This is a genomic window from Rhizobium binxianense (assembly GCF_028994275.1).
GTDB classification, from domain to species: domain Bacteria; phylum Pseudomonadota; class Alphaproteobacteria; order Rhizobiales; family Rhizobiaceae; genus Rhizobium; species Rhizobium binxianense.
On record NZ_CP118713.1, the window covers coordinates 4,086,212 to 4,107,211 of the forward strand.

A 21,000-nucleotide genomic window follows, 5' to 3' on the forward strand; every position below is an offset into this window, starting at 1 on the left:
CTGTTGTATCATATTCCGCAAGAAGGTGAATATCGATTGGTGCATTGCAGCAATGCACTGAGTGCAAATCTCCGGAGAGATTTGGCTTCGCCGTTGGCGCTTTTATTAGCAACAATTAAAAGAAGCATCCTCTGCCGCCGGGAGTCCCCGCGGTTCGCAGACTGTCTCCGAGTATTTTCGCCCTAGCGATCTCGATTTCGGCGGGAGCCATGCACCTGCCGAATGCGTGAACATTGCGCCGCTGCGAACACGGATCCGGGATCGGGTTATATTTTCCTGGATATATCCCTAGCCAAGCCGCGTCGCTCGTTATATTCGTCGCAATATTTCGAATCCCTGGGGAGTGAACATGCAAAACCGTCGCCAATGGATGAAACTGGCAATTGCCGCGATGGCGGCCCTCTGGCTTGGCACAGCAGCGCTTCCGGCGCCGGCCACTGCCGCCGAAAAGCTCACCGTCTTTGCGGCGGCGAGCCTCAAGGATGCGCTCGATGCCGCCAATGCCGCCTGGACTGGGGAAAGCGGTAAGGAAGCCGTCGCCTCCTATGGGGCAAGCGGGGCACTGGCCAAGCAGATCGAAAATGCGGCTCCCGCCGATATCTTCATCTCGGCCGACCGCGACTGGATGGATTACGTCGCCAAGAAGAACCTGATCAAGGCCGACACCCGTTCGGACCTGCTTGGAAACCGGATCGTGCTCGTTGCCGAAAAGGACAAGGCCAAGCCCGTCGAGATCAAGCAGGATTTCGATCTCGCTGCTTTGCTCGGTGACGGAAGGCTTGCCATGGGTGAACCGAAATCGGTTCCGGCCGGCAAATACGGCAGGGCTGCGCTGGAAAAGCTCGGCGTCTGGAAATCGGTCGAATCCAAGGTTGCCGGCGCCGAAAGCGTCCGTGCTGCCCTTGCCCTCGTCTCCCGCGGCGAAGCGCCTTATGGCATCGTCTACCAGACGGATGCCGCGGCCGATAAGGGTGTCGCCGTCGTCGGCACCTTCCCGGCCGATTCCCACCCGCCGATCATCTATCCGATCGCCATCCTGGCTTCGAGCAGGAACCCGGATGCCGCAGCCTATCTCGACTTCCTGAAATCCGATAAGGCCGCCGCTTTCTTCACGGCGCAGGGCTTCACGATTCTGAAGTGATAAGCTGAGGTGATTGCAGAAACGATTGTAGCAGCTTAGCGTGGAGACTCGCCTCGTGAGCGCAGACTCCTCCAAAGTCGGCTAACTTCTCCTTCGTCATGCTCGGGCTTGTCCCGAGCATCTGCAGCCGGTGCAGCAGATCCTCGGCACAAGGCCGAGGATGACGCCGAGTGAAGAGCGAGGCTTGTCATCAAACCGAGGCACGTTTCGGCGAGCCTTCGATTTTCCAGGGAGACGGCTGCATTTGGATATCTTCGGCCTGAGCAACGAGGAATGGACGGCGATCTTGCTCAGCCTGCGCGTCTCGATCGTCGCCATGCTGGCGAGCCTGCCCTTCGGCATCATCGTCGCCCTACTGCTTGCCCGCGGCCGCTTCTGGGGCAAATCGGTGTTGAACGGCATCGTTCATCTGCCGCTGATCCTACCCCCCGTCGTCACCGGTTTCCTTCTCCTCATCCTGTTCGGCCGTCGCGGTCCGGTCGGCAGCCTGCTCGACCAGTATTTCGGCATCGTTCTCTCCTTCCGCTGGACGGGTGCGGCTCTGGCCTGCGCCGTCATGGCCTTTCCGCTGATGGTACGCAGCATCCGCCTGTCGATCGAGGCGGTCGACCGCAAGCTGGAGGAGGCGGCTGGAACGCTCGGCGCCGGTCCCACCTCGGTCTTTTTGACCATCACGCTGCCGCTGATCTTGCCCGGCATCATCACCGGCATGATCCTTTCCTTCGCCAAGGCGATGGGTGAATTCGGTGCGACGATCACCTTCGTCTCCAACATCCCGGGAGAAACCCAGACGCTGTCGGCAGCGATCTACACCTTCACCCAGGTGCCGGGCGGCGATGCCGGCGCGCTGCGCCTGACGCTCGTCGCCGTCGCCATCTCGATGGCAGCCCTGCTCGCCTCCGAATTCCTCGCCCGCCTCGCCGGTCAAAGGATCGATCCGGAATGACGCTGATCGTCGAGGCAAAACAGCGGCTCGGCGCCTTTTCGCTCGATGCCGCCTTCACCTCCGAGCGTGGCGTCACCGCGCTGTTCGGCCGCTCCGGCTCCGGCAAGACCTCGCTGATCCGCATCATCGCCGGCCTCGCCCGTCCGGACGATGGCCGCGTTGTCCTTGACGGCGAGCCCCTGACCGAAACCGCAGCCGGTATTTTCGTCCCGAAACATCGCCGCCGCTTCGGTTATGTCTTCCAGGAGGCCCGGCTTTTCCCGCACCTCAGCGTTCGCGCCAATCTCTCCTATGGCCGCTGGTTCGCGGCGAGAGCGGCACGTGGTGAAAGCTTCGATCGCATCGTCGACCTGCTCGGCATCGAGCCGCTCCTGGAGCGCAGCCCCGCAAAACTTTCCGGCGGCGAGAAGCAGCGCGTCGCCATCGGCCGCGCCCTTCTCTCCACGCCCCGCCTGCTGTTGATGGACGAGCCGCTCGCCGCCCTCGACGAGGCGCGCAAGGCCGAGATCCTGCCTTATCTCGAGCGATTGCGCGACGAGACTGACATTCCGATCGTCTATGTCAGCCATTCAATCGCCGAGGTGGCGCGGCTGGCAAACCAGGTGGTCGTCATGCGCGACGGCAAAGTGGAAGCGACCGGTCCCGCCGTCGACATATTAAGCCGCCCCTCTGCGGCATCCGACCGGAAGGAGACCGGCGCGCTGTTGGAAGGCACGGTCGAAAGCTTCGACGCGCTTCATCGCCTGTCGACCGTCGCGCTGAAATCCTGCCAGCTGCATATTCCGGGTGCGGCCCTTGCACCCGGCAAATCGGTCCGCATCCACATTCCCTCCCGCGATGTCATGCTGGCGACGACAAGACCCGAAGGGCTGAGCGCACTGAATATCCTGGAAGCAAGGATAGAGCAGATATCGCCGACGGAGGACGGAACGGTGGAAATCCGGCTCGATTGCGGTGGCGATATCATTCTTTCCCGCATCACCATGCTCTCCTGCGAGCGTCTTGATCTTCGACCGGGAAGGGCAGTGTTCGCCGTCATCAAGACGGTTGCCCTGGAGGCCTGATCAGCCGCGCTCGCCCTGCTCCAGGTTGCGCTTGCCCTCGAGCCAGGCGAGGTCTTCGGCAAGGCTCGTACGCATCGTCTTTTCCATCCGGCGGAAACGCTCGAGCAATTCCTCGCCGAACGGCGTCAACGCCGCGCCACCGCCCTTTTGCCCGCCGCGCTGCGATTCCACCACGTGTTCGCAAAACATCCGGTTCATCTCGCTGACCAGCAGCCATGCCCGCCGATAGGACATGTCCATCGCCCGCCCCGCCGCCGAGATCGATCCGGTCGCGCGGATATGTTCCAGCAGTTCCATCTTGCCGTGGCCAAGCCGATCCTCGTCCGGGAAACTGATTCGCAGGACGGGCACGAGGGTTTTTGCGGCTGAGTCAGTCATTGAATCCGGAGATCGTGGAATTTGCTACACTTTACGCTGCGGCACGGAAACTGTACACCGCCCGCAATAAGCGGCCCGAGTGGCAATATTCTTCAATTCGGGCGTCGGATCGGATTTTCAGCCGTTCTGTATCTTAGCACGTCTTGAAACATTAATGGTTTGATGCCTATCTTAACCATGATCCGGTCTCGATCGGATCTCGTGTTGTGCATGGTTTGTCATTCCAGGAAAGGGAAAAAACTGACAACAGTACACGCCAAGGGAAAAACGCTCGCCGTTATCCCGAAGAGTGCGGAACGTGGCGCCGATGCCGCTGCCCGCGCCCTAGAAACCGTCCTCGCCAGCCTCGAGGACTCCAAAGCTGAAGATATCGTCACCATCGACATTGCCGGAAAATCGGCGCTGGGAGACTACATGATCGTCGTCTCCGGCCGCTCGAACAGGCATGTCATGGCGATCTCGGATCATCTGCTCACCGACCTTAAGGATGACGGCCTCGGCACGGCCCGCGTCGAAGGCCAGGAAGGCGGCGATTGGGTCCTGATCGACACCGGTGACATTATCGTGCACGTGTTCCGTCCCGAAATCCGCGAGTTCTACAACATCGAAAAGATGTGGGCGGCTCCGGATATGGATGAAGAAACACGGCACTGACAGGCAGCCGGCATTTGTCCGGCGCCTGAGATGTGGCATTGGCTGGCCGGACAAGTTTAGAAGCCGGCTGGTGGCGCCTTATGCGCCCGATGTGCCGCATCAGCGGGGAGCGGAAGAATGCGAGTTGGTCTTTTTGCGGTGGGACGGCTGAAGTCCGGCCCCGAAAAGGACCTTGCGGCCCGTTATTTCGACCGTTTCGCCAAGGCCGGCCCTGCCGTCGGCCTTGAATTTACCCGTATTGCCGAAGTTGCCGAAAGCCGTGCCTCCAATGCGGACACCCGCAAACGCGAGGAAGCCGCACTGCTGTTGAAATCGCTTGCCGATGGCAGCATCCTCATTCTTCTCGACGAACGCGGCAAGGCGCTCGACAGCGAAGCCTTCGCGGGCCTGCTTGGCTCCTATCGGGACCAGGGCAAACGCGAACTGACCATCGCCATCGGCGGCGCCGACGGCCTCGATCCTTCCCTCTATGACCGTGCCGACGCCACGCTGTGCCTGGGCAAGATGACCTGGCCGCATCAGCTCGTGCGCACGCTGATCGCCGAACAGCTGTATCGCGCCGTCACCATCCTGTCCGGCCACCCCTATCACCGCGTCTGAATGCGTCGCAATGTCACGCAGCCGTGTTTGCCTCGCCGCCCGTTCTGCGCCGAACGTTCTGGCAAAGCGTGCCAAATCAGCTTAGGCTCCGCGCGATTTGAGAAAGTGCCCGAACACGCATGACGACAACAGCAACCAGGCGACACCGCATGATCCTGCCGGCGATCGCCGCCAGTGTCGGTGTGGCGGTGATTGCCGTGTCGGCAAATCCCTTCATCGTTCGAGCACAGGATGCCGCACCCGAGGCAGCACAATCTGCACCGCCGCCGACCGCCGAGCCGGCGCCAGCCGATCCGGCCGCCGAGCTGGCCGCCAAACGCGACCAGACCCGCGCCGAACTCGAAACACTGTCGAAAACCATCAGCCTCTCCACCGACAAGGTGAGCGCGCTTCAACAGAGCATTGCCGATCTGGAAAAGAGCACGCAAAGCATTCGCCAGGCGTTGATCGAGTCGGCTGCCCGCCGCAAGACGCTCGACAGGCAGATCCTCGAAAGCGAGAAGAAGCTAGCCGATCTCGGCGTCAAGCAGGATGGCATCCGCCGCTCGCTGCACGAACGCCGCGGCCTTCTGGCCGAGGTGCTGGCAGCTCTCCAGCGCATGGGCCGCAACCCGCCGCCCGCTTTGCTCGTCACCCCGGATGACGCGCTTGCCTCGGTGCGCAGCGCCATCCTGCTCGGTGCCGTCGTGCCCGGCATCCGCAAGGAGACCGACAAGCTTGCCGCCGACCTTGCAAGCCTCGCCGCATTGCAGACCGCGAGTGCTGCCGAGAAGGCCCGCCTGACCGCGACGATGACGGACGGTATCGAGGAAGAGCGGCGCATGGATCTGCTGCTGGCCGAAAACGACAAGCTCAGTCGCAGCAATGCCGCCGAACTCGCGGCCGAGAAAAAGCGTTCCGAGGAGCTGGCCGGCAAGGCGACCAGCCTTGAGGGCCTCGTCGCCTCGATGGAATCCGAGATCGCTTCGGTGCGGGACGCCGCCGCGGCCGCCCGCCAGGCGGAGGAAAACCGCAAGCTGATGACGGACGAGCAGCGCGCCCAGGCCAAGGCGTTGGCCGACAGCGGCGTGCCCGATAAAAACCGCATTGCGCCCGCATATCCCTTCGGAGAATTGAAGGCGAAATTGGAGGTGCCCGTTGCGGGCGATATCCTGCGCCAGTTCGGCGATGCCGACGGCACCGGGCACGAGGCCATGGGCATGACGGTCGCCACCAATCCGGAGACGGTGGTAACGGCGCCTGCCGATGGCCTGGTGGTTTTCGCCGGCGCATTCCGCAGTTATGGCCAGATGATCATCCTCGACACCGGCGACGGATACCACCTGGTTCTCTCGGGAATGGATACGATCAATACCCGCCAGGGAAAATTCGTTTTCTCCGGCGAGCCGCTCGCCGTGATGGGCGCGAAAAGAGTGGCAAGCGCAACTGCATTGGCGCTGGAAACGGACCGGCCAACGCTTTACATTGAATTTCGAAAGGACGGTAAACCGGTCGATTCCCGGCCGTGGTGGACCGCCAAAGACACTGGAAAGGCACGCAATGATTCGTAGGGCTTCTCTTGTTCTGGTCGGCGCATTGATGGGTGCGACCGCCATGAGCGTTATTTACTCGGCAGGTGTGCCGGCAGAAGCGGCCGGATCCTCGACCTATAAGGAGCTTTCGGTTTTCGGCGATGTCTTCGAGCGTGTGCGCGCGCAATACGTGACGCCGCCGGCCGAAGACAAACTGATCGAGAACGCCATCAACGGCATGCTCTCCTCGCTCGATCCGCATTCGAGCTACATGAATGCGAAGGACGCCGAGGATATGCGCACCCAGACCAAGGGTGAGTTCGGCGGCCTCGGCATCGAGGTCACGATGGAAGACGAACTCGTCAAGGTCATCACCCCGATCGACGATACGCCCGCCGCCAAGGCCGGCGTTCTCGCTGGCGACTATATCTCGGAGATCGACGGCCAGTCCGTACGCGGCTTGAAGCTGGAAGACGCCGTCGAGAAGATGCGCGGCGCCGTCAACACGCCGATCAAGCTGACGCTGATCCGCAAGGGTGCCGACAAGCCGATTGAGCTGACGATCGTCCGTGACGTTGTTGCCGTCCAAGCCGTCAAATCGCGTGTCGAGGACGATGTCGGCTACCTCCGCATCATCTCCTTCACCGAGAAGACCTATCCCGACATGGAAAAGGCGATCAAGAAGATCAAGGACACCGTTCCGGCCGACAAGCTGAAGGGTTATGTCCTCGACCTGCGACTCAATCCGGGCGGTCTGCTCGACCAGGCGATCAACGTCTCCGATGCCCTGCTGCAGCGCGGCGAAGTGGTTTCGACCCGCGGCCGCAATCCCGATGAAACCCGCCGCTTCAATGCCGGCCCGGGCGATCTGACGGATGGCAAGCCGGTTATCGTGCTGATCAACGGCGGTTCGGCTTCCGCATCGGAAATCGTCGCCGGCGCTCTTCAGGATCTGCGCCGTGCCACCGTTCTCGGCACGCGCTCCTTCGGCAAGGGTTCCGTCCAGACGATTATCCCGCTCGGCGAAAATGGCGCGTTGCGCCTGACCACGGCGCTCTACTACACGCCGTCCGGCCGCTCGATCCAGGGCACCGGCATCACCCCCGACATCAAGGTCGAGGAGCCGCTGCCGCAGGAACTGCAGGGCAAGATGGTGACCGAAGGCGAATCCAGCCTGCGCGGCCATATCAAGGGCCAGAGCGAGACCGACGAAGGGTCGGGCTCCGTTGCCTATGTCCCGCCGGACCCGAAGGACGACGTTCAGCTGAACTACGCGCTCGATCTTCTGCGCGGCAAGAAGACCGATCCGGCCTTCCCGCCGAACCCGGACAAGGCCGTCGTGGCCAAATAATTCATCCCCTCAAGGCCGGGCACATCGCCCGGCCTTGACCCTTTCTGCTGTTTCCCGATTTTGGAGCGGGCGAAAAATTGGGAACGGACCTGCATGCGCCTTTGGGCCGCAACCGAAAAACCGGCAACCGGCGCCCGGGTATTCTGCGCCTGGGCCGGATCGCCGCCAGTCTTTGTCTTTTCGCGATAGGCGGCTTTTCCCTCTATACGGCGTTTCGCGGCGACGGGCTCGAACGCACCAAACCGCCGGCGGCCGAACAAGCTGCCACGCCGCCCTCCGATAGCCCTCAGCCGCCGACGACAGCCGCCAATCAGGCGGCGGACGGTATGCCCCGCGCCGAACCGCGTTCGGGCGCCAATGTCGAACAGATGGTCACCGGCGACGGCTCCGTCGTCACCAAATACACTCCCCGCCCGCGCGATGGCAGCGGGCCTGTGCTGGTTGACGCCATGCAGATCGGCCAGGATCCGCGCATGGCGGCCCAGCCGAATGAAACGCTGCTTGAGGAAACCCCTTTTGGCAAGCTTCCGATCGTCGGCCCCGATGGCCGCCGCCCGATGGATCAATATGCCCGTCCCTCGTCCGGCGCGCGTGGTGTGCGTATCGCCATCGTCGTCAGCGGCCTCGGGCTCAGCCAGACCGGGACACAACGCGCCATCGCGCAATTGCCGGAGGAAATCACCTTCGCCTTTGCCGCAAGCGGCAACAGCCTGCAGCGCTGGATGCAGGAGGCGCGCCGCGGCGGCCACGAGATTCTGTTGCAAGTCCCGTTCGAGCCATTTGATTACCCGGCGAATGATCCCGGCCCGGAAACGCTTCTAACCACGAAGCCGGCCGCCCGCAATATCGAGAACCTGCACAAGGCGATGGGCGAGATCACCAATTATACCGGCGTCATGAATTATCTCGGCGGCCGTTTCCTGTCGGATACCACCGCCATGGAACCCGTCATGCGCGATATCGGCAAGCGCGGCCTGCTGTTCCTCGACGACGGCACGTCGGCGCAGTCGAAAACGGCTGTGGTCGCCAAGGGAACCGAACTGCCCTACGCCTTCGCCGACCTGCAACTCGACGGCCAGCTCGATATCAACGCCGTCCTGAAGAAGCTTGACGAGCTCGAACGCATCGCCCGCAAGAACGGCCAGGCGATCGGCGTCGCCTCGGCTTTCGATGAGAGCGTTGACGCCATCGCCAAATGGAGCGAGGAGGCTGCGATGCGCGGCATCGAGATCGTCGGCGTCGCCGCCCTTTCCAACGACCCCCGGCATCGTTGAGAGCAATCCCAGAGACGATTCCTGAACGGAGAAGACGATGAGCCAAGCGACCGTAAAAGCCGAGGATCTGCCCTACCGCCCCTGCGTCGGCGTGATGATCCTGAATTGCGATGGCCTCGTCTGGGCCGGGCGGCGCATTCCCGACGGCAATTCGGAATATGACGGCTCGCCGCAGCTCTGGCAGATGCCGCAGGGGGGCATCGACAAGGGCGAGGATCCGTTGGATGCCGCCTACCGCGAACTCTACGAGGAGACCGGCATCAAGACGGTGACCCTGCTGGCCGAAGCAAGAAACTGGATCAATTATGATCTTCCGCCGGCACTGATCGGCATCGGATTGAAGGGAAAATTCCGCGGCCAGACGCAGCGCTGGTTCGCCTTCCGCTTCGAGGGCAACGACAGTGAGATCGCCATCAACCCGCCGCCGGGCGGCCACGAGCCGGAATTCGATGCCTGGGAATGGAAGCCGATGCGGGAACTGCCGGGCCTGATCGTCCCCTTCAAGCGCGCCGTCTACGACCAGGTCATCGCCGAATTCGAGCATCTGGCGGCACTGCAATCGGAAGACTGATCGATACGGGATGATCGGACCGGTTTGCACCTGATAATATCAGGTGCGGAATCCCGGCCGCGGCGGCGGCCGGTTTCTCGTGCGAATGGTTATTCGGCTTCGTCGGCGGAGTCGGCGTTAAGCTGGCCGTATTTGCTTTCGCCGATTTTCCCGAGCAGCTCGAGCTGCGTTTCGAGGAAGTCGATATGACCTTCCTCATCCGCCAGCAGCTCTTCGAAAAGCTTCATGGAGACGTAATCGCCGGCCTCATAACAGATATCGCGCGACTTCTTATAGGCCGCGCGGGCGTCGTATTCGCCGGCAAGATCGGCTTCCAGCACTTCTTTGACGTTCTGGCCGATGCGCAGAGGTGCAAGGGTCTGCAGATTGGGATGGCCTTCAAGGAAAATGATGCGCGCAACAAGCCGATCGGCATGATGCATCTCTTCAATAGATTCGGCGCGCTCCTTCTTGGCGAGCTTGGTGTAGCCCCAGTCCTCAAGAAGCCGATAATGAACCCAATATTGATTGACCGCCCCGAGCTCGAGGAACAACGCCTCGTTAAGCCGCTCGATGACCTTTTTGTCGCCTTTCAATGTCCGCTCTCCTGTTTTCCTCATGGAATTGTTTCAAGCGGGACATGAAATCAAATATTTCAGTCTCCGTCGAGTGGCGACGGGCGTGATACTCCTCGGTCGTCTGGATAATGATATCGACGACGTTGGGGAAACAGCCGCAGCAGCGGCCGCGTTTTTCCATGGCGTGGTAGACCTTCGCCGGCACGATAAGCTGCCAACAGTCTTCATCGAGAAGGTTGGTGATAACCTCCCGGATTTCCTTGTCGGTTATATAATTGCAGCTGCAGACAAGCACGTCTTCATTCCAAACATGACACTGACTATCGTGTTTTCTGCTAAAGAAGATGGTGGCTGTCAAGAAAAAATTCGAGCCCCGGATCATCGAACCCGGTGTCCGGATGCGACTCCGATGCATATCGTCCGAGATTATCCAGTGGTTCCAGGGTGATGACGCCATAAGGCGGTGAAGGCATGCCGTATGATCCCGATCAGTGCGGCGCACTTTAATGAAAGTTGCGTCCGCGCGGCATCACTTCGGCGGTTTCCGCCGCGCCCGTATGGCGGCCTGCCGCAGCCATCCGTTTTTCCAGCTCCGCCCTCTCCGGCGCATTCGCAAGCTTTTTCTGCCGTTGATCGCCACCCGGCCTCAGCACCTCGTCTGCCCGCTCGCAGCCCCCGAAACGCCGGGCCTCGCGTTGCAGGATCCCGAGCGCCGGCGTCATGTCCTCGATATGTTCGACGACGGTATGGATCACCCCGCTCTGGCTTTGCAGCCGGCCGCGGATTTTCACCAGCCGGGCGCCCATCACAACCGAGCGGTATGTGTCGAATATCTTGTTCCAGACGATCGCATTGGCAACCCCGGTCTCGTCCTCCAGCGTCATGAAGATCACACCTTTGGCCGAACCCGGCCGCTGGCGCACCAGCACGAGGCCGGCAATCGTCACCCTCTTTCCGTTCGCGACCTTCAACAGATCGACATTGCGCGTGATGCCCATCCTTTGAAGCTCCTCCCGCAGGAATGAAACGGGATGCGCCTTCAGCGACAGCGAGAGATAACGATAGTCCTCGATGACCTGCTCTCCCGGTAGCATGTCCGGCAGCTTCGTTGCAGGCTCGGCCTGGAGATCGACGTGACGGGCCTGCTCGAAAAGCGGCAGCTCCTCGGCCGCGCTCTTCACATCCAGCGCCCGCACCGCCCAGAGCGCATCGCGTCGCGATAGTCCGAGGGATTGGAACGCATCCGCATCCGCCAGTCGCTCGATGACGGATTTCTGCAGGCCGGACCGCAGCCAGAGATCCCGAACGGAACTGTACCCTTTGCCTCGCTTCTTGACGAGCAGCGCCATCTCTTTATCCGAGACACCCTTGATCTGCCGAAAGCCGAGCCGCACCGCGTGCCGGGCCTTGATAATCTCGCGCATCTCACGGTGGCGGAAATCGACGGCATTCGGATCGAAAGCCGCCTCTTCCAGACCGCAATCCCAGTCGGATTCGTTGATGTCGACCGGCAGGATTTTTACCCCGTGTTCGCGTGCATCCCGCACCAGCTGCGCCGGCGCATAAAACCCCATCGGCTGGGAATTCAGCATCGCCGCGCAGAAGACATCGGGGTAATAGGCCTTGAGCCATGAGGAGGCATAGACGAGCAGCGCAAAGGAGGCGGCATGGCTTTCAGGGAAACCATATTCACCGAAACCTTTGATCTGGTTGAAACATTGCTGCGCGAATTCCTGGGTATAACCCTTTGAGGCCATTCCCTCGATGAACCGCTTCTCGAAATTGCCCATCGTACCGGTTCTCTTGAATGTCGCCATCGCTCTGCGAAGCTTGTCGGCTTCCGCCGGTCTGAAGCCTGCAGCCGTGATGGCGATCTGCATCGCCTGTTCCTGGAACAGCGGCACGCCGAGGGTTCTTTCCAGAACCGCTTCCAGCTCCTTGCTCGGATATTCGATCGGAATGTTTTTGGCCCGCTGCTCCCGGCGCTTCAGATAGGGATGCACCATATCGCCCTGGATCGGCCCCGGCCGGACGATCGCCACCTCGATGACGAGGTCGTAGAACACCGTCGGTTTGAGACGCGGCAGCATGCTCATCTGTGCCCGGCTCTCGATCTGGAAGACGCCAAGCGTATCGGCCCGGCCCATCATCTCATAGACCGGTTTGCCTTCGTCCCCATGTTCCCGGTTGCCGAGATCTGCAAGCGTCTTCTTGACCTCGTAATGCAGTTCAAGCAGCGAAAAGGCCTTGCGCAGGCAGGTCAGCATGCCAAGCGCCAGCACATCCACCTTGAGGATCTTGACGTTGTCGAGATCGTCCTTGTCCCACTCGATCATGTAGCGATCCGGCATTGCCGTCTTCATGATCGGCACCACCTCGTCGAGCCGGTCCCGCGTAATGACGAAGCCGCCGACATGCTGGGTGAGATGGCGGGGAAAGCCGAGAAGCTCGGAGGCATATTTCAGCACGTTCCGTGTCACCGGATCCTTGATATCGAGGCCGGCTGCCTTGGCATCCCGTTCCGAGAGATTGTCCTCCGACCAGCCCCAGACGAGACTGCTGATCGCCGACTGGACATCCTCCGACAGCCCGAAGGCCTTGGCGACTTCGCGGCCGGCCGAACGGGTCCGGTAGGTGGTCACACCCGCCGTCAGCCCGGCATGTTCTCTTTTGTAGGTTTTATAGATGTACTGGATGACCTCTTCACGCCGGTCATGTTCGAAATCGACATCGATATCCGGCGGTTCGTCGCGATCCATCGAAATGAAGCGGTCGAAGAGCAGCGTGCTCTTTTGCGGATCGACTTCCGTTATTTCGAGGCAATAGCAGATAACCGAATTTGCTGCCGATCCGCGCCCCTGGCACAAGACCTTGAGTTCATAACGGGCGTGCTGGATGATCCTGTGAACCGTCAGGAAGTAAGAGGCATATTTCTTATCGCCGATAAGTTTCAGCTCATAATCGATCTGCATCGCCACCTTGGGCGGGATACCCTCGGGATAGCGCTTTGCAGCTCCCGTTCTCGTCAGCCTTTCCAAGGTCTCCTGCGGCGTTTCGCCGGGATCGTTTTCAGGTGGATAATTATGCTCCAGCTCCGTCAGCGAAAAGCTCAGCTTGCCGAAGAAGACCTGCGTATTTTCGATCGCACCGGGATAGTCCCGGAAGATCCGGACCATTTCACGTGAATCCTTGAGGTAGCGTTCGGCATTCGGCGCCAGCAGGAATCCGGCCTGCGCTATCTGTACATGCTCCCGGATCGCGATCACGACATCCGAAAGCGGCCGGCGTTCGGGATGATGGTAAAGCGGCTGGTTGGTCGCAATCAGCGGCAGGCGATTTCGTGCCGCAAGCATGGCAAGCACCGCAAAGACCTGCCTGTCGCGGCCGTCATAGGCTGGCGCCAGCGCCATAAAAAAAGCCTTGCCGAACCGTCTGCGAAACCGCTCCAGACAATCCTCCAGTGCCGACTGCCCGGCCTGGCTCTCGACAAGAGTGCGATCGGGAACGAGGACAAGCATCATCTCGTCCCCCCATTCCATCAATTCCGCTTCTGTCAGAATGCAGCTTCCCTTGACCGCTTCATCCTTCAGATTGCCGGCGCTGAGAAGGCGGCAAAGATTTGCCCAGCCCCGCCGGTTGCGTGGGTAGGCGAGGATATCAGGCGTATCGTCGGAAAAAACGAGACGGGCGCCGGGCTGAATCCGGATGGGATCGACAATCTCTTCCTTTTTCCCCTCCTTCTCCGCTTGAGCCATTATCGCATCTCTGTTCTTGTATCTCTCCTCGAGTTGCAGCGCCTGCGCATGCGCCCTGACCACGCCGGCAACCGAATTCCGGTCCGCAATCCCGAGACCGCCGAGCCCGAGATGAGCGGCCTGCACGACCATCTCTTCCGGGCTGGAAGCGCCTTCGAGAAACGAAAAATTCGTTCTCACGCCGATCTCGAAAAATGCGGGTTCGCTTTTCATGCAAAGACCCCATGCATGAACCAGCGAGGATCCAATTCCCCGCCATAGAAACCGCGGCGATAGATCCAGAAGCGATGCCCGGTCTCGTCCTCGATGCGGAAATAGTCGCGCGCCTCGGCGTCATCCCCATCGATCCACCATTCCATGGCAATCCGTTCCGGCCCTTCGCTTCTAGCCACCTGATGCTGCATGCGCCGCCAGCGGAACACCTGCGGCGGACCATCGGGCACTTCGGCAAGCATGATCTCGACCGGCTCCGGCGTTGCAAAGAGCCGCAGCGGGCGCTCTTGGCGGAAAGGAAGTTGGATGTCCGGCGCCGCCTTCCGCCTGGGAAGACACTCCATTACAGGCACCGTGATGACGGCGCGTTCCGGCACATGGCTCTCGCGGAGCTGGAAGCTTTGCAGGCAATCCGCACCCAGTCGGGCCGAGACCCGGTCGACGAAAACCGAAAGCGAGATCTCTCCCTGGCGGTCGCCCTCGAAATCAGCCTGCGCCTCATTGAAGGGATCATGCCGCAACACATTCAACCGCAGGATTTCGAAACCATAACCGGCATCAAGATCGTCATAGACCGCCTGCAATCGCTCGGCAAAAAGCCCGGCGATGACCTTTGGTTCGCGCAGCGGCTGTGAAGCGCCGACGGAGATACGAAAGACCCTGCCGTCGACGCGGAACAGCACCAGTTCGAACACCCGCCCGCCGGCGCCCCGCGCCTCCAGCGACGGCTGCAGCGATAGGGCGACCTGCCTGGTGACGGCAAGGATCTGCTCTTCCGTGCCGATGGGCTCGATCAACCGGCTTTCGGCCGAAAGGCTGGCAACCGGACGCCGGGGCGAGACCGGCTCCTCTTCACGCCCCAGCGCCTGGTCGAGACGCAAAAGCAGTTGCGGGCCGAACCGGCGGGTCAGCGGCGCTCGCGGCGCATCGATGACGTCGCCGACATATTTCAGACCGAGCTTCTTCAGGGCATCGACGGTTTGTTCTTGCAGCCGCAAGGCTGCAACCGGCAAGGACATCAGCACATGGTCCGTCTCCTCGTCCTCGATCACGCCGCCTTGCCCGAAGCGGGACACGGCCCAGGAAAGGCCCGGCGACGATGACACCGCCCCGCGCGCATCGAAGCCCATATGAAAAAGCCGTGACAGCACATCCCTGAGAAGCGCCTTTTCACCGCCGAAGAGATGGGCGCAGCCGCTAATGTCGAGAAACAGACCGTCCTTGTCGTCGAACGCCACCAGCGGCGTATAACGGTCGCACCAATCGGCAATTGCCTCCAGCAACCGGCGGTCGGCCACCGGATCCTCTTCGACGACCTCGAGCGTTGGGTACATGGCACGCGCTTCGGCAACGCCCAACTCCTTCTTCAGCCCCAGCCTCTCGGCCAACTCGTCCAGTGCCGTCAGCCGCATGGCATTGTTGAGTTTGCCGGAACAGACGATAGGCGGGGTCTCAGGACGCCCTTTCGAACGCCAGGAGAGCCCCCATCGCCTGCGGGCGATGCGGTCCGTTGGCAGATGCGGGAAGCTGATCGCCAGAATGCGCTGACTGTTCGCCTGGAGGACGAACGAGGTTTGGTTCGGCGACAGGGAGAAATTCGCGTTCATGGGGATTCCACTCCAGAAGAAAGGAGAGCGGGGCCGGATTGCGGCTCTTCTCCAGCGTCAGACGGAAAATCGGATTGCCGATGCTGCCGGAAAGCTTCGATCCGTCCGGCAACGGCCGCAGAGCGGAGGGGCCCGGTTCGACATGCAGGCGGAAGGCCGCACTGCTTGCCTCCTCCGCCCCGGCCTGGCGGACGAGAAAGAGCGGATGGCGGGCAGCCCGCGCCCGAAGACTGAGCCTGCGGCTTTCGGTCAGGCCGAAATGGGCGGGATTGCCTCGCACTTCGAAGATGACCGCCGAGAAGGCAGCGCTTTCCACCGCGGCCTCCACCAGCCAGAGCGCCTCGTCCAGCTTGCGCGGCGCGGCATGGAGAAACCGCTCCGGGCTCAGTCCGAAATCCCGAAGCCCGGGAGCATAGGGACGACCGGCCTCCAGCGTGCCGACAGCATCGCCGATCCACAGCAACGGCAAAAGCCTGCCGGCATCCGCCTCCTGTTTCTGCAGCCGCGCGGCAACAGCCATCGCCAGCCCGCTTGCAGCACCTGCATCACGAGACAGAGCCGAGCGGAATTCGGTGATCGCATCGAGCGGCAGGCCGCCTTCCAATGCCCCATCGAGAAACTCCACCCCAAACGGTAGGGGCGGCAGAATGCGCTCCTGGCGGTTCTTACGTCCTTCTGCCAGGGCTTCCTGCTCCGCTGCGGCAAGCGCCGGCGCGGGCCTTCCCTCCAGTCGGGCAATGGTTTCGCGGAGCGCAAAAAGCCGCTCGCGCGCCAGGGCGTGCTGCGCCATGGCGTTCTCCGATCCGTCTTGTTCCTGTTATGTTCTTATAGATTCCAGAGAGCTAATGAAGAGTCAACGGCCATTTTCTATGAATTTATTCCTGCCTTTGATTCCGCACTCGAAAATCGGCGATAAAGGTTCTATATGGGCCCGCAAAGGAAGGAATATTCATGGCCCGCATAGACCAGAGCGATGATTGGCGGGACCGCCATGCGCCGACGATCAGCACCTTCGAGTCGCTGGCCATGGAGGCCTACAGCCATCTGCCGGATGAATTCCGCCAGCTGACGACCAACCTCACGATCGAGATCGAAGATTTCCCCGATGACGACGTTTTCGAGGACATGGCGCTGGAAACCCCTTTCGATCTGCTCGGCCTTTTCGAGGGCAGGGGCATTTCCGAACGTTTCACGCTGGAAACCGGCGAGATGCCGAACCGCATCCGCCTCTACCGGCGCCCCATCCTCGATTACTGGGCTGAGAACGACGAGACGCTCGGCGATATCATCACCCATGTCCTGATCCACGAGATCGGCCACCATTTCGGGCTGAGCGACGATGACATGGAGCGGATCGAGGCCAGCGCCGAGGAAGCCGCCGAACGCTAAAGCGCGTCGCAATCTTTCAGATTCGCTCCTTGCGCTTTAGCTCTTTGTTTTACGCATGTCGTTGCCGCAAACCGCTGCACACTTTTGCGCGACATGCTTTAAGCCGCGCGTTCGGCAGAACGCGCTATTGCTCGGAGAGCTTCATCTCGGGATCGTAATCCTTGCCTTCGACAGACTTGACGACGGCCTGACCGCATTGCATCGCGCCGGTTGCGGCATTGAAGGCATAGGTCGGCGAGCCTTCCAGCGACCAGCCCTTGTTTAGGGCAGCGGTGACCTTATGGCAGAAGGAAGCGTCGTCGGGACCGGTCAGGAAGCGGTAGAGTTTCATCAGGCGGGCTTTCTTGCAGAAATCAGGCGAGCTTTATGAACCAGAGCTTCGGCTTGAACAAGATGCAGACGCTCGATCATCCGCCCACCTGCATTGATGACGTTCAACCCATCGGAGGCGGGATCGGCAAAAGCAGCGATGATCGCTTCGGCTTCCGCAATCGCGGCCGGATCCGGGCCGAAATGCCGGTTGGCGGGCTCGATTTGCGCCGGGTGGATCAGCATCTTGCCGGCAAAGCCCATGGCCCGGCCCTGCCGGCATTCGGCATCGAAACCCTGCTCGTCCCTGAAATCGTTGAAGACGCTGTCGATTGCATCGAGCCCGTAAGCGCTGACCGCAAGCACGACCTGCATCAGCCACGGCACCAGATAGCCCCGCCCCGGCTGCGCCAGCACGCCGGTTTCCTTGCGCAGGTCGTTGAGCCCGACGACGAGACAGTCGAGCCGCGAGCCCGGCGTGCGCCCGGCTTCGGCGATCGCTCCCGCATTCAGGATACCGCGCGGCGTCTCGATCATCGCCCAGATGCGCAGATCTTCCGATGCATCCGCCTCGGAGAGAAGGTCGCTGATATCAGTGACATCCTGCGGCTCGTCGACCTTCGGCAGCAGCACGGCATCGGGACCAAGGGCCGTCACCAGCTCCATATCGTCCAGGCCGAAATTCGATGACAGGCTGTTGATGCGAATGATCCGCTCCTTATTTTCGAGCGGACGATCCGAAAAGAAGCGCCTCAGGTTTTCCCGCGCTTCCAACTTCTTTTCCGGCGCCACGGAATCCTCGAGATCGAAGATCACCGCATCGCAATCGACCGCATGGGTTTTTTCGAGGGCACGCGGATTAATCGCAGGCACGCTCAGCACCGAACGGCGCAGGCGGGGGGTCACGGGGTTTCGGCTCATGGCCGAATTAGTGCCAAGCTTTGCACGCCGAAGCAAGCAGCCCATGCCAGCCGTCCAGCAGAACAACAAAAAGCCATGCTTGCCTTGCAGAGAGGAAAGAGAAGGACCACATTCCTTTCCGAAGAAAGGTCTCAAACCCATGCAGAACATTCGCTCCATCTTCCTCATGCTTGCCGGCGCCACCGTTTTCGTGGCCATGCTGCTTCTCACCTTTTCGGTGACACTTGCCGTCGGCGGCATCCTGACCGTACTCATGGTCGGGCGCGCGCTATCGATGAAGATGAAACCCGCTCCGGTCCGTGCCAAGGCAAATAACGGTAAGCCGGAGATGCGGGTCTGGAACGACGGCCGCGGCACGATCATCGATCTCTGATCACCTTTTCGCTGAAAATTTTGGTTCGCCGAAAAATTTCGGCCGACACTGTCGGATCATGCTTCCATGCTACGTCCTTGAAGCAGCCAGGCATTCAGCCGGCGCTAAGATGAATGGAGGACAAGCATGGATGCAACGACAGAAAGCAACCCGACCAAGATGCCGCCGGTCAAGAATGGCCTGTTGCCCTATCTGACGGTCGGTGGCGCGGTGAAAGCCGCCGAATTCTACAAGAAGGCTTTCGGCGCCGAAGAGGCCTATACCGTGCCGGTCGACGAGAGCGGCCGGACGATGCATGTGCATCTCTACATCAACGGCAGCTCCCTCATGCTGTCGGATGCCTATCCCGAATACGGCCACCCCTTCAAAGGGCATGAAGGCTTCGCCATCCAGTTGGTGATCGATGATATCGATTTCTGGTGGGATCGCGCCGTCGCTGCCGGCGCCGAAGTCGTCATGCCGGTCGAACTGATGTTCTGGGGCGACCGATACGGCCAGCTTCGCGACCCGTTCGGCGTCCTCTGGGGCCTGAACGCACCGACCAAATGACGAAACACGCACGATGGCAGGCCGCGCGAAACATCGCGTGGCCGCCATTTTAGAAAGATTCTCCTTCATTTCGGCGGAAAACTGGACTAGATGCAAATTCAGGAAGTAGATTTGCAGAAATGGAGCATGGGTCATGGATAAATTCGTGAAGCTCACGGGCGTTGCTGCGCCCTTGCCGGTCGTCAACATCGACACCGACATGATCATCCCGAAGGATTATCTGAAGACGATCAAGCGCACCGGCCTCGGCACCGGCCTCTTCGCGGAGGCCCGTTATAACGAAGACGGCTCCGAAAACCCGGATTTCGTGCTGAACAAGCCGGCCTACCGCGATGCCAAGATCCTGGTTGCCGGCGACAATTTCGGCTGCGGCTCCTCGCGTGAGCACGCGCCCTGGGCGCTTCTCGATTTCGGTATCCGCTGCGTCATCTCGACCAGCTTCGCCGATATTTTCTACAACAACTGCTTCAAGAACGGCATCCTGCCGATCAAGGTCAGCCAGGACGATCTCGACAAGCTGATGGACGACGCCTCGCGCGGCTCCAACGCCATCCTGACCGTCGATCTCGAAAACCTCGAGATCACCGGCCCCGACGGCGGCTCGATCAAGTTCGATCTCGACGAGTTCAAGCGTCACTGCCTGCTGAACGGCCTCGACGACATTGGCCTGACCCTGGAAAAGGGCAAGGCGATCGACAGCTTCGAAAAGAAGAACGCCGCGTCGCACCCCTGGGCGGCCTGAGCGCTCTCCAATAATGATCGATCAAGCCGGACTTTCGCCCGGCTTTTTCTTTACAGCGTCGCGCCTCTTTCCAGACGCGCAACAGACGCTGTAACACTTTGAATTGCGGTCGATCAGAGAAGCTTTTCTTTCCAGGCCTTAAGCTTTTCGAGCGACACGCCGATGCCGCCGCAGACTTCGATCAGCGGATTGTCGAAGCGCTGAAGCAGCCCGGCATGCACATCGGCAACGGCAAGGGCCGCCCCACAGGCCGGCTCGACCAAGATGCGATAGGCATCGGCAAATTTCAGGCAGGCGGCGACCGCATCGGCGTCGCTGACGACGACACTTTCGATCGGATGCTGCTCCGGCAGGTCGAAAACATGCTGCGCCACCTGCCGCGCCCCGAGCGAATTGGCAATCGAGGTGATGGCGGGAAGGACAATGCGCTCATTCGCCTCGAGGCTGGCATTCAGCGAGGCCGCCCCTTCCGTTTCGACGGCGATAACAGGCACATCGGAAAGCCCGTTTCGCTTCAGCCCCTCGACAATGCCGGCCAGCAGCCCGCCGCCACCGACGCTGGTGACGACGCAATCGAATTTGGCACCCTTCGCCACCACCTCATCGATCAGCGTCGCATGGCCGTCCCACAGAAGCGGATGGTCGAAGGGGTGCACATAGGTCGCGTTGCGGCTCCGGGCGAGTTCGACCGCATGGGCATTGGCTTCGTCGAAAACCGAACCATGAACGAGGACATTCGCGCCCGTTGCGGCGATCGTCTGCCGCACATCGGCCGCCGTCGTTTCCGGCACGACGATGGTGACCGGCACACCGAGCCCCCGTCCGGCATAGGCCGCGGCAATGCCGGCATTGCCGCCGGACGCGCAGAAGATCTCGCGCGCACCATTTTCCACCTCATGCCGGCAAAGCCGGCCGACGCCGCGCAGCTTGAAGCTGCCGGAAGGCTGCAGCGCATCGAGCTTCAGCCAGAGCGGCTTGCCGCTGGCGCTGTAGCCAGGTGCTGTCTGAACCAAGGGGGTGTCGAGATGGAGAGATGCGAAAGACATAAGAACCATCCGGGGAAATTAAAGCGGGGTCTGCCGGTTCTAATCCTTT

General features: G+C 61.0%; 22 protein-coding genes. 13 read left to right on the top strand and 9 right to left on the bottom strand.

Annotation, left to right across the window (positions count from 1 at the left end):
• Window positions 1-349 precede the first annotated feature (349 nt).
• The 3 genes from modA to modC all read left to right on the top strand — a co-directional run bounded on the left by modA (window position 350) and on the right by modC (window position 3,151).
• The gene (gene modA, locus PO860_RS19990; protein WP_273884401.1) at window positions 350-1,141 is read left to right on the top strand and encodes a molybdate ABC transporter substrate-binding protein; all 792 of its coding nucleotides are present in this window, start codon (window positions 350-352) and stop codon (window positions 1,139-1,141) included.
• A 244-nt stretch (window positions 1,142-1,385) separates the two neighbouring features.
• On the top strand, window positions 1,386-2,087 hold the full coding sequence (gene modB, locus PO860_RS19995; RefSeq protein ID WP_273884400.1) for a molybdate ABC transporter permease subunit: 702 nt from the start codon (window positions 1,386-1,388) through the stop codon (window positions 2,085-2,087).
• A complete protein-coding gene (modC, locus tag PO860_RS20000; RefSeq protein ID WP_272783509.1) occupies window positions 2,084-3,151 on the top strand; it encodes a molybdenum ABC transporter ATP-binding protein in 1,068 nt (355 codons plus the stop codon). Before modB ends, modC begins: the two co-directional genes overlap by 4 nt.
• Here modC and PO860_RS20005 read toward each other — a convergent pair whose 3' ends face one another.
• On the bottom strand, window positions 3,152-3,529 hold the full coding sequence (locus PO860_RS20005; RefSeq protein ID WP_183608736.1) for a winged helix-turn-helix domain-containing protein: 378 nt from the start codon (window positions 3,527-3,529) through the stop codon (window positions 3,152-3,154).
• Between the two features lie 210 nt (window positions 3,530-3,739).
• On the opposite strand from PO860_RS20005, the gene rsfS reads away from it, so the two are divergent.
• The 6 genes from rsfS (at window position 3,740) to PO860_RS20035 (ending at window position 9,490) form a co-directional block, all read left to right on the top strand.
• Entirely contained in the window at window positions 3,740-4,183 is a 444-nt protein-coding gene (rsfS, locus tag PO860_RS20010) for a ribosome silencing factor (protein WP_010069136.1), read from the top strand.
• 117 nt (window positions 4,184-4,300) lie between these two features.
• On the top strand, window positions 4,301-4,783 hold the full coding sequence (rlmH, locus tag PO860_RS20015) for a 23S rRNA (pseudouridine(1915)-N(3))-methyltransferase RlmH (RefSeq protein ID WP_183608468.1): 483 nt from the start codon (window positions 4,301-4,303) through the stop codon (window positions 4,781-4,783).
• Between the two features lie 149 nt (window positions 4,784-4,932).
• Window positions 4,933-6,333 carry a murein hydrolase activator EnvC family protein gene (locus PO860_RS20020; protein ID WP_273884520.1) on the top strand — a complete coding sequence of 467 codons (1,401 nt, stop codon included), beginning with the start codon at window positions 4,933-4,935 and terminating at the stop codon, window positions 6,331-6,333.
• Window positions 6,323-7,645, top strand: coding sequence for a S41 family peptidase (locus tag PO860_RS20025; protein WP_017995549.1), 1,323 nt, complete (start codon window positions 6,323-6,325; stop codon window positions 7,643-7,645). Before PO860_RS20020 ends, PO860_RS20025 begins: the two co-directional genes overlap by 11 nt.
• Window positions 7,646-7,722: 77 nt before the next feature.
• On the top strand, window positions 7,723-8,919 hold the full coding sequence (locus PO860_RS20030) for a divergent polysaccharide deacetylase family protein (protein WP_275037952.1): 1,197 nt from the start codon (window positions 7,723-7,725) through the stop codon (window positions 8,917-8,919).
• A gap of 37 nt (window positions 8,920-8,956) precedes the next feature.
• Entirely contained in the window at window positions 8,957-9,490 is a 534-nt protein-coding gene (locus PO860_RS20035; RefSeq protein ID WP_273884396.1) for an RNA pyrophosphohydrolase, read from the top strand.
• An 89-nt stretch (window positions 9,491-9,579) separates the two neighbouring features.
• On the opposite strand, the gene bfr is transcribed toward PO860_RS20035, so the two are convergent.
• The 5 genes from bfr to PO860_RS20060 form a co-directional block, all read right to left on the bottom strand.
• On the bottom strand, window positions 9,580-10,065 hold the full coding sequence (gene bfr, locus PO860_RS20040) for a bacterioferritin (RefSeq protein ID WP_143540700.1): 486 nt from the start codon (window positions 10,063-10,065) through the stop codon (window positions 9,580-9,582).
• Window positions 10,031-10,429: a (2Fe-2S)-binding protein gene (locus tag PO860_RS20045; protein WP_097610568.1), complete on the bottom strand. Its 399-nt coding sequence runs from the start codon at window positions 10,427-10,429 to the stop codon at window positions 10,031-10,033. The genes bfr and PO860_RS20045 overlap by 35 nt, the downstream gene beginning before the upstream one ends.
• 121 nt (window positions 10,430-10,550) lie before the next feature.
• Window positions 10,551-14,015, bottom strand: a complete 3,465-nt coding sequence (locus PO860_RS20050) for an error-prone DNA polymerase (RefSeq protein WP_275037953.1) — start codon at window positions 14,013-14,015, stop codon at window positions 10,551-10,553.
• Window positions 14,012-15,427 (bottom strand): Y-family DNA polymerase, encoded by a 1,416-nt coding sequence (locus PO860_RS20055; protein ID WP_275035617.1) that lies wholly within the window; start codon window positions 15,425-15,427, stop codon window positions 14,012-14,014. Before PO860_RS20055 ends, PO860_RS20050 begins: the two co-directional genes overlap by 4 nt.
• Before the next feature lie 40 nt (window positions 15,428-15,467).
• Entirely contained in the window at window positions 15,468-16,412 is a 945-nt protein-coding gene (locus PO860_RS20060) for an ImuA family protein (RefSeq protein ID WP_273881324.1), read from the bottom strand.
• Between the two features lie 161 nt (window positions 16,413-16,573).
• Here PO860_RS20060 and PO860_RS20065 point away from each other — a divergent pair, with 161 nt between their 5' ends.
• The gene (locus PO860_RS20065) at window positions 16,574-17,011 is read left to right on the top strand and encodes a metallopeptidase family protein (protein ID WP_003589582.1); all 438 of its coding nucleotides are present in this window, start codon (window positions 16,574-16,576) and stop codon (window positions 17,009-17,011) included.
• 124 nt (window positions 17,012-17,135) lie between these two features.
• Here the strand turns inward: PO860_RS20065 and PO860_RS20070 are convergent, their stop codons facing one another.
• Window positions 17,136-17,342: a DUF1737 domain-containing protein gene (locus PO860_RS20070; RefSeq protein WP_183608462.1), complete on the bottom strand. Its 207-nt coding sequence runs from the start codon at window positions 17,340-17,342 to the stop codon at window positions 17,136-17,138.
• On the bottom strand, window positions 17,342-18,241 hold the full coding sequence (locus PO860_RS20075) for an HpcH/HpaI aldolase/citrate lyase family protein (RefSeq protein ID WP_273884394.1): 900 nt from the start codon (window positions 18,239-18,241) through the stop codon (window positions 17,342-17,344). The genes PO860_RS20070 and PO860_RS20075 overlap by 1 nt, the downstream gene beginning before the upstream one ends.
• Before the next feature lie 139 nt (window positions 18,242-18,380).
• Between PO860_RS20075 and PO860_RS20080 the strand changes: the two genes are divergently transcribed.
• From PO860_RS20080 to leuD, 3 genes are all read left to right on the top strand, one after another.
• Window positions 18,381-18,614 (top strand): hypothetical protein, encoded by a 234-nt coding sequence (locus tag PO860_RS20080; protein ID WP_018244124.1) that lies wholly within the window; start codon window positions 18,381-18,383, stop codon window positions 18,612-18,614.
• A 126-nt stretch (window positions 18,615-18,740) separates the two neighbouring features.
• Window positions 18,741-19,163 (top strand): VOC family protein, encoded by a 423-nt coding sequence (locus PO860_RS20085; protein ID WP_183608460.1) that lies wholly within the window; start codon window positions 18,741-18,743, stop codon window positions 19,161-19,163.
• Between the two features lie 133 nt (window positions 19,164-19,296).
• Entirely contained in the window at window positions 19,297-19,905 is a 609-nt protein-coding gene (gene leuD, locus PO860_RS20090; RefSeq protein ID WP_126907201.1) for a 3-isopropylmalate dehydratase small subunit, read from the top strand.
• 113 nt (window positions 19,906-20,018) lie between these two features.
• Here leuD and PO860_RS20095 read toward each other — a convergent pair whose 3' ends face one another.
• Window positions 20,019-20,951: a pyridoxal-phosphate dependent enzyme gene (locus tag PO860_RS20095; protein ID WP_273884393.1), complete on the bottom strand. Its 933-nt coding sequence runs from the start codon at window positions 20,949-20,951 to the stop codon at window positions 20,019-20,021.
• Between the last annotated feature and the right edge of the window lie 49 nt (window positions 20,952-21,000).

Coding starts and splice junctions, on each gene's coding strand:
- PO860_RS20055 (WP_275035617.1), bottom strand. CDS start 15,427: ATGCGGCTGACGGCACTGGACGAGTTGGCCGAGAGGCTGGGGCTGAAG.
- PO860_RS20085 (WP_183608460.1), top strand. CDS start 18,741: ATGGATGCAACGACAGAAAGCAACCCGACCAAGATGCCGCCGGTCAAG.
- rlmH (WP_183608468.1), top strand. CDS start 4,301: ATGCGAGTTGGTCTTTTTGCGGTGGGACGGCTGAAGTCCGGCCCCGAA.
- modC (WP_272783509.1), top strand. CDS start 2,084: ATGACGCTGATCGTCGAGGCAAAACAGCGGCTCGGCGCCTTTTCGCTC.
- PO860_RS20080 (WP_018244124.1), top strand. CDS start 18,381: ATGCAGAACATTCGCTCCATCTTCCTCATGCTTGCCGGCGCCACCGTT.
- PO860_RS20045 (WP_097610568.1), bottom strand. CDS start 10,429: ATGATCCGGGGCTCGAATTTTTTCTTGACAGCCACCATCTTCTTTAGC.
- rsfS (WP_010069136.1), top strand. CDS start 3,740: ATGGTTTGTCATTCCAGGAAAGGGAAAAAACTGACAACAGTACACGCC.
- PO860_RS20025 (WP_017995549.1), top strand. CDS start 6,323: ATGATTCGTAGGGCTTCTCTTGTTCTGGTCGGCGCATTGATGGGTGCG.
- PO860_RS20070 (WP_183608462.1), bottom strand. CDS start 17,342: ATGAAACTCTACCGCTTCCTGACCGGTCCCGACGACGCTTCCTTCTGC.
- PO860_RS20060 (WP_273881324.1), bottom strand. CDS start 16,412: ATGGCGCAGCACGCCCTGGCGCGCGAGCGGCTTTTTGCGCTCCGCGAA.
- PO860_RS20095 (WP_273884393.1), bottom strand. CDS start 20,951: ATGTCTTTCGCATCTCTCCATCTCGACACCCCCTTGGTTCAGACAGCA.
- PO860_RS20020 (WP_273884520.1), top strand. CDS start 4,933: ATGATCCTGCCGGCGATCGCCGCCAGTGTCGGTGTGGCGGTGATTGCC.
- leuD (WP_126907201.1), top strand. CDS start 19,297: ATGGATAAATTCGTGAAGCTCACGGGCGTTGCTGCGCCCTTGCCGGTC.
- PO860_RS20075 (WP_273884394.1), bottom strand. CDS start 18,241: ATGAGCCGAAACCCCGTGACCCCCCGCCTGCGCCGTTCGGTGCTGAGC.
- PO860_RS20005 (WP_183608736.1), bottom strand. CDS start 3,529: ATGACTGACTCAGCCGCAAAAACCCTCGTGCCCGTCCTGCGAATCAGT.
- modA (WP_273884401.1), top strand. CDS start 350: ATGCAAAACCGTCGCCAATGGATGAAACTGGCAATTGCCGCGATGGCG.
- PO860_RS20050 (WP_275037953.1), bottom strand. CDS start 14,015: ATGAAAAGCGAACCCGCATTTTTCGAGATCGGCGTGAGAACGAATTTT.
- PO860_RS20065 (WP_003589582.1), top strand. CDS start 16,574: ATGGCCCGCATAGACCAGAGCGATGATTGGCGGGACCGCCATGCGCCG.
- PO860_RS20035 (WP_273884396.1), top strand. CDS start 8,957: ATGAGCCAAGCGACCGTAAAAGCCGAGGATCTGCCCTACCGCCCCTGC.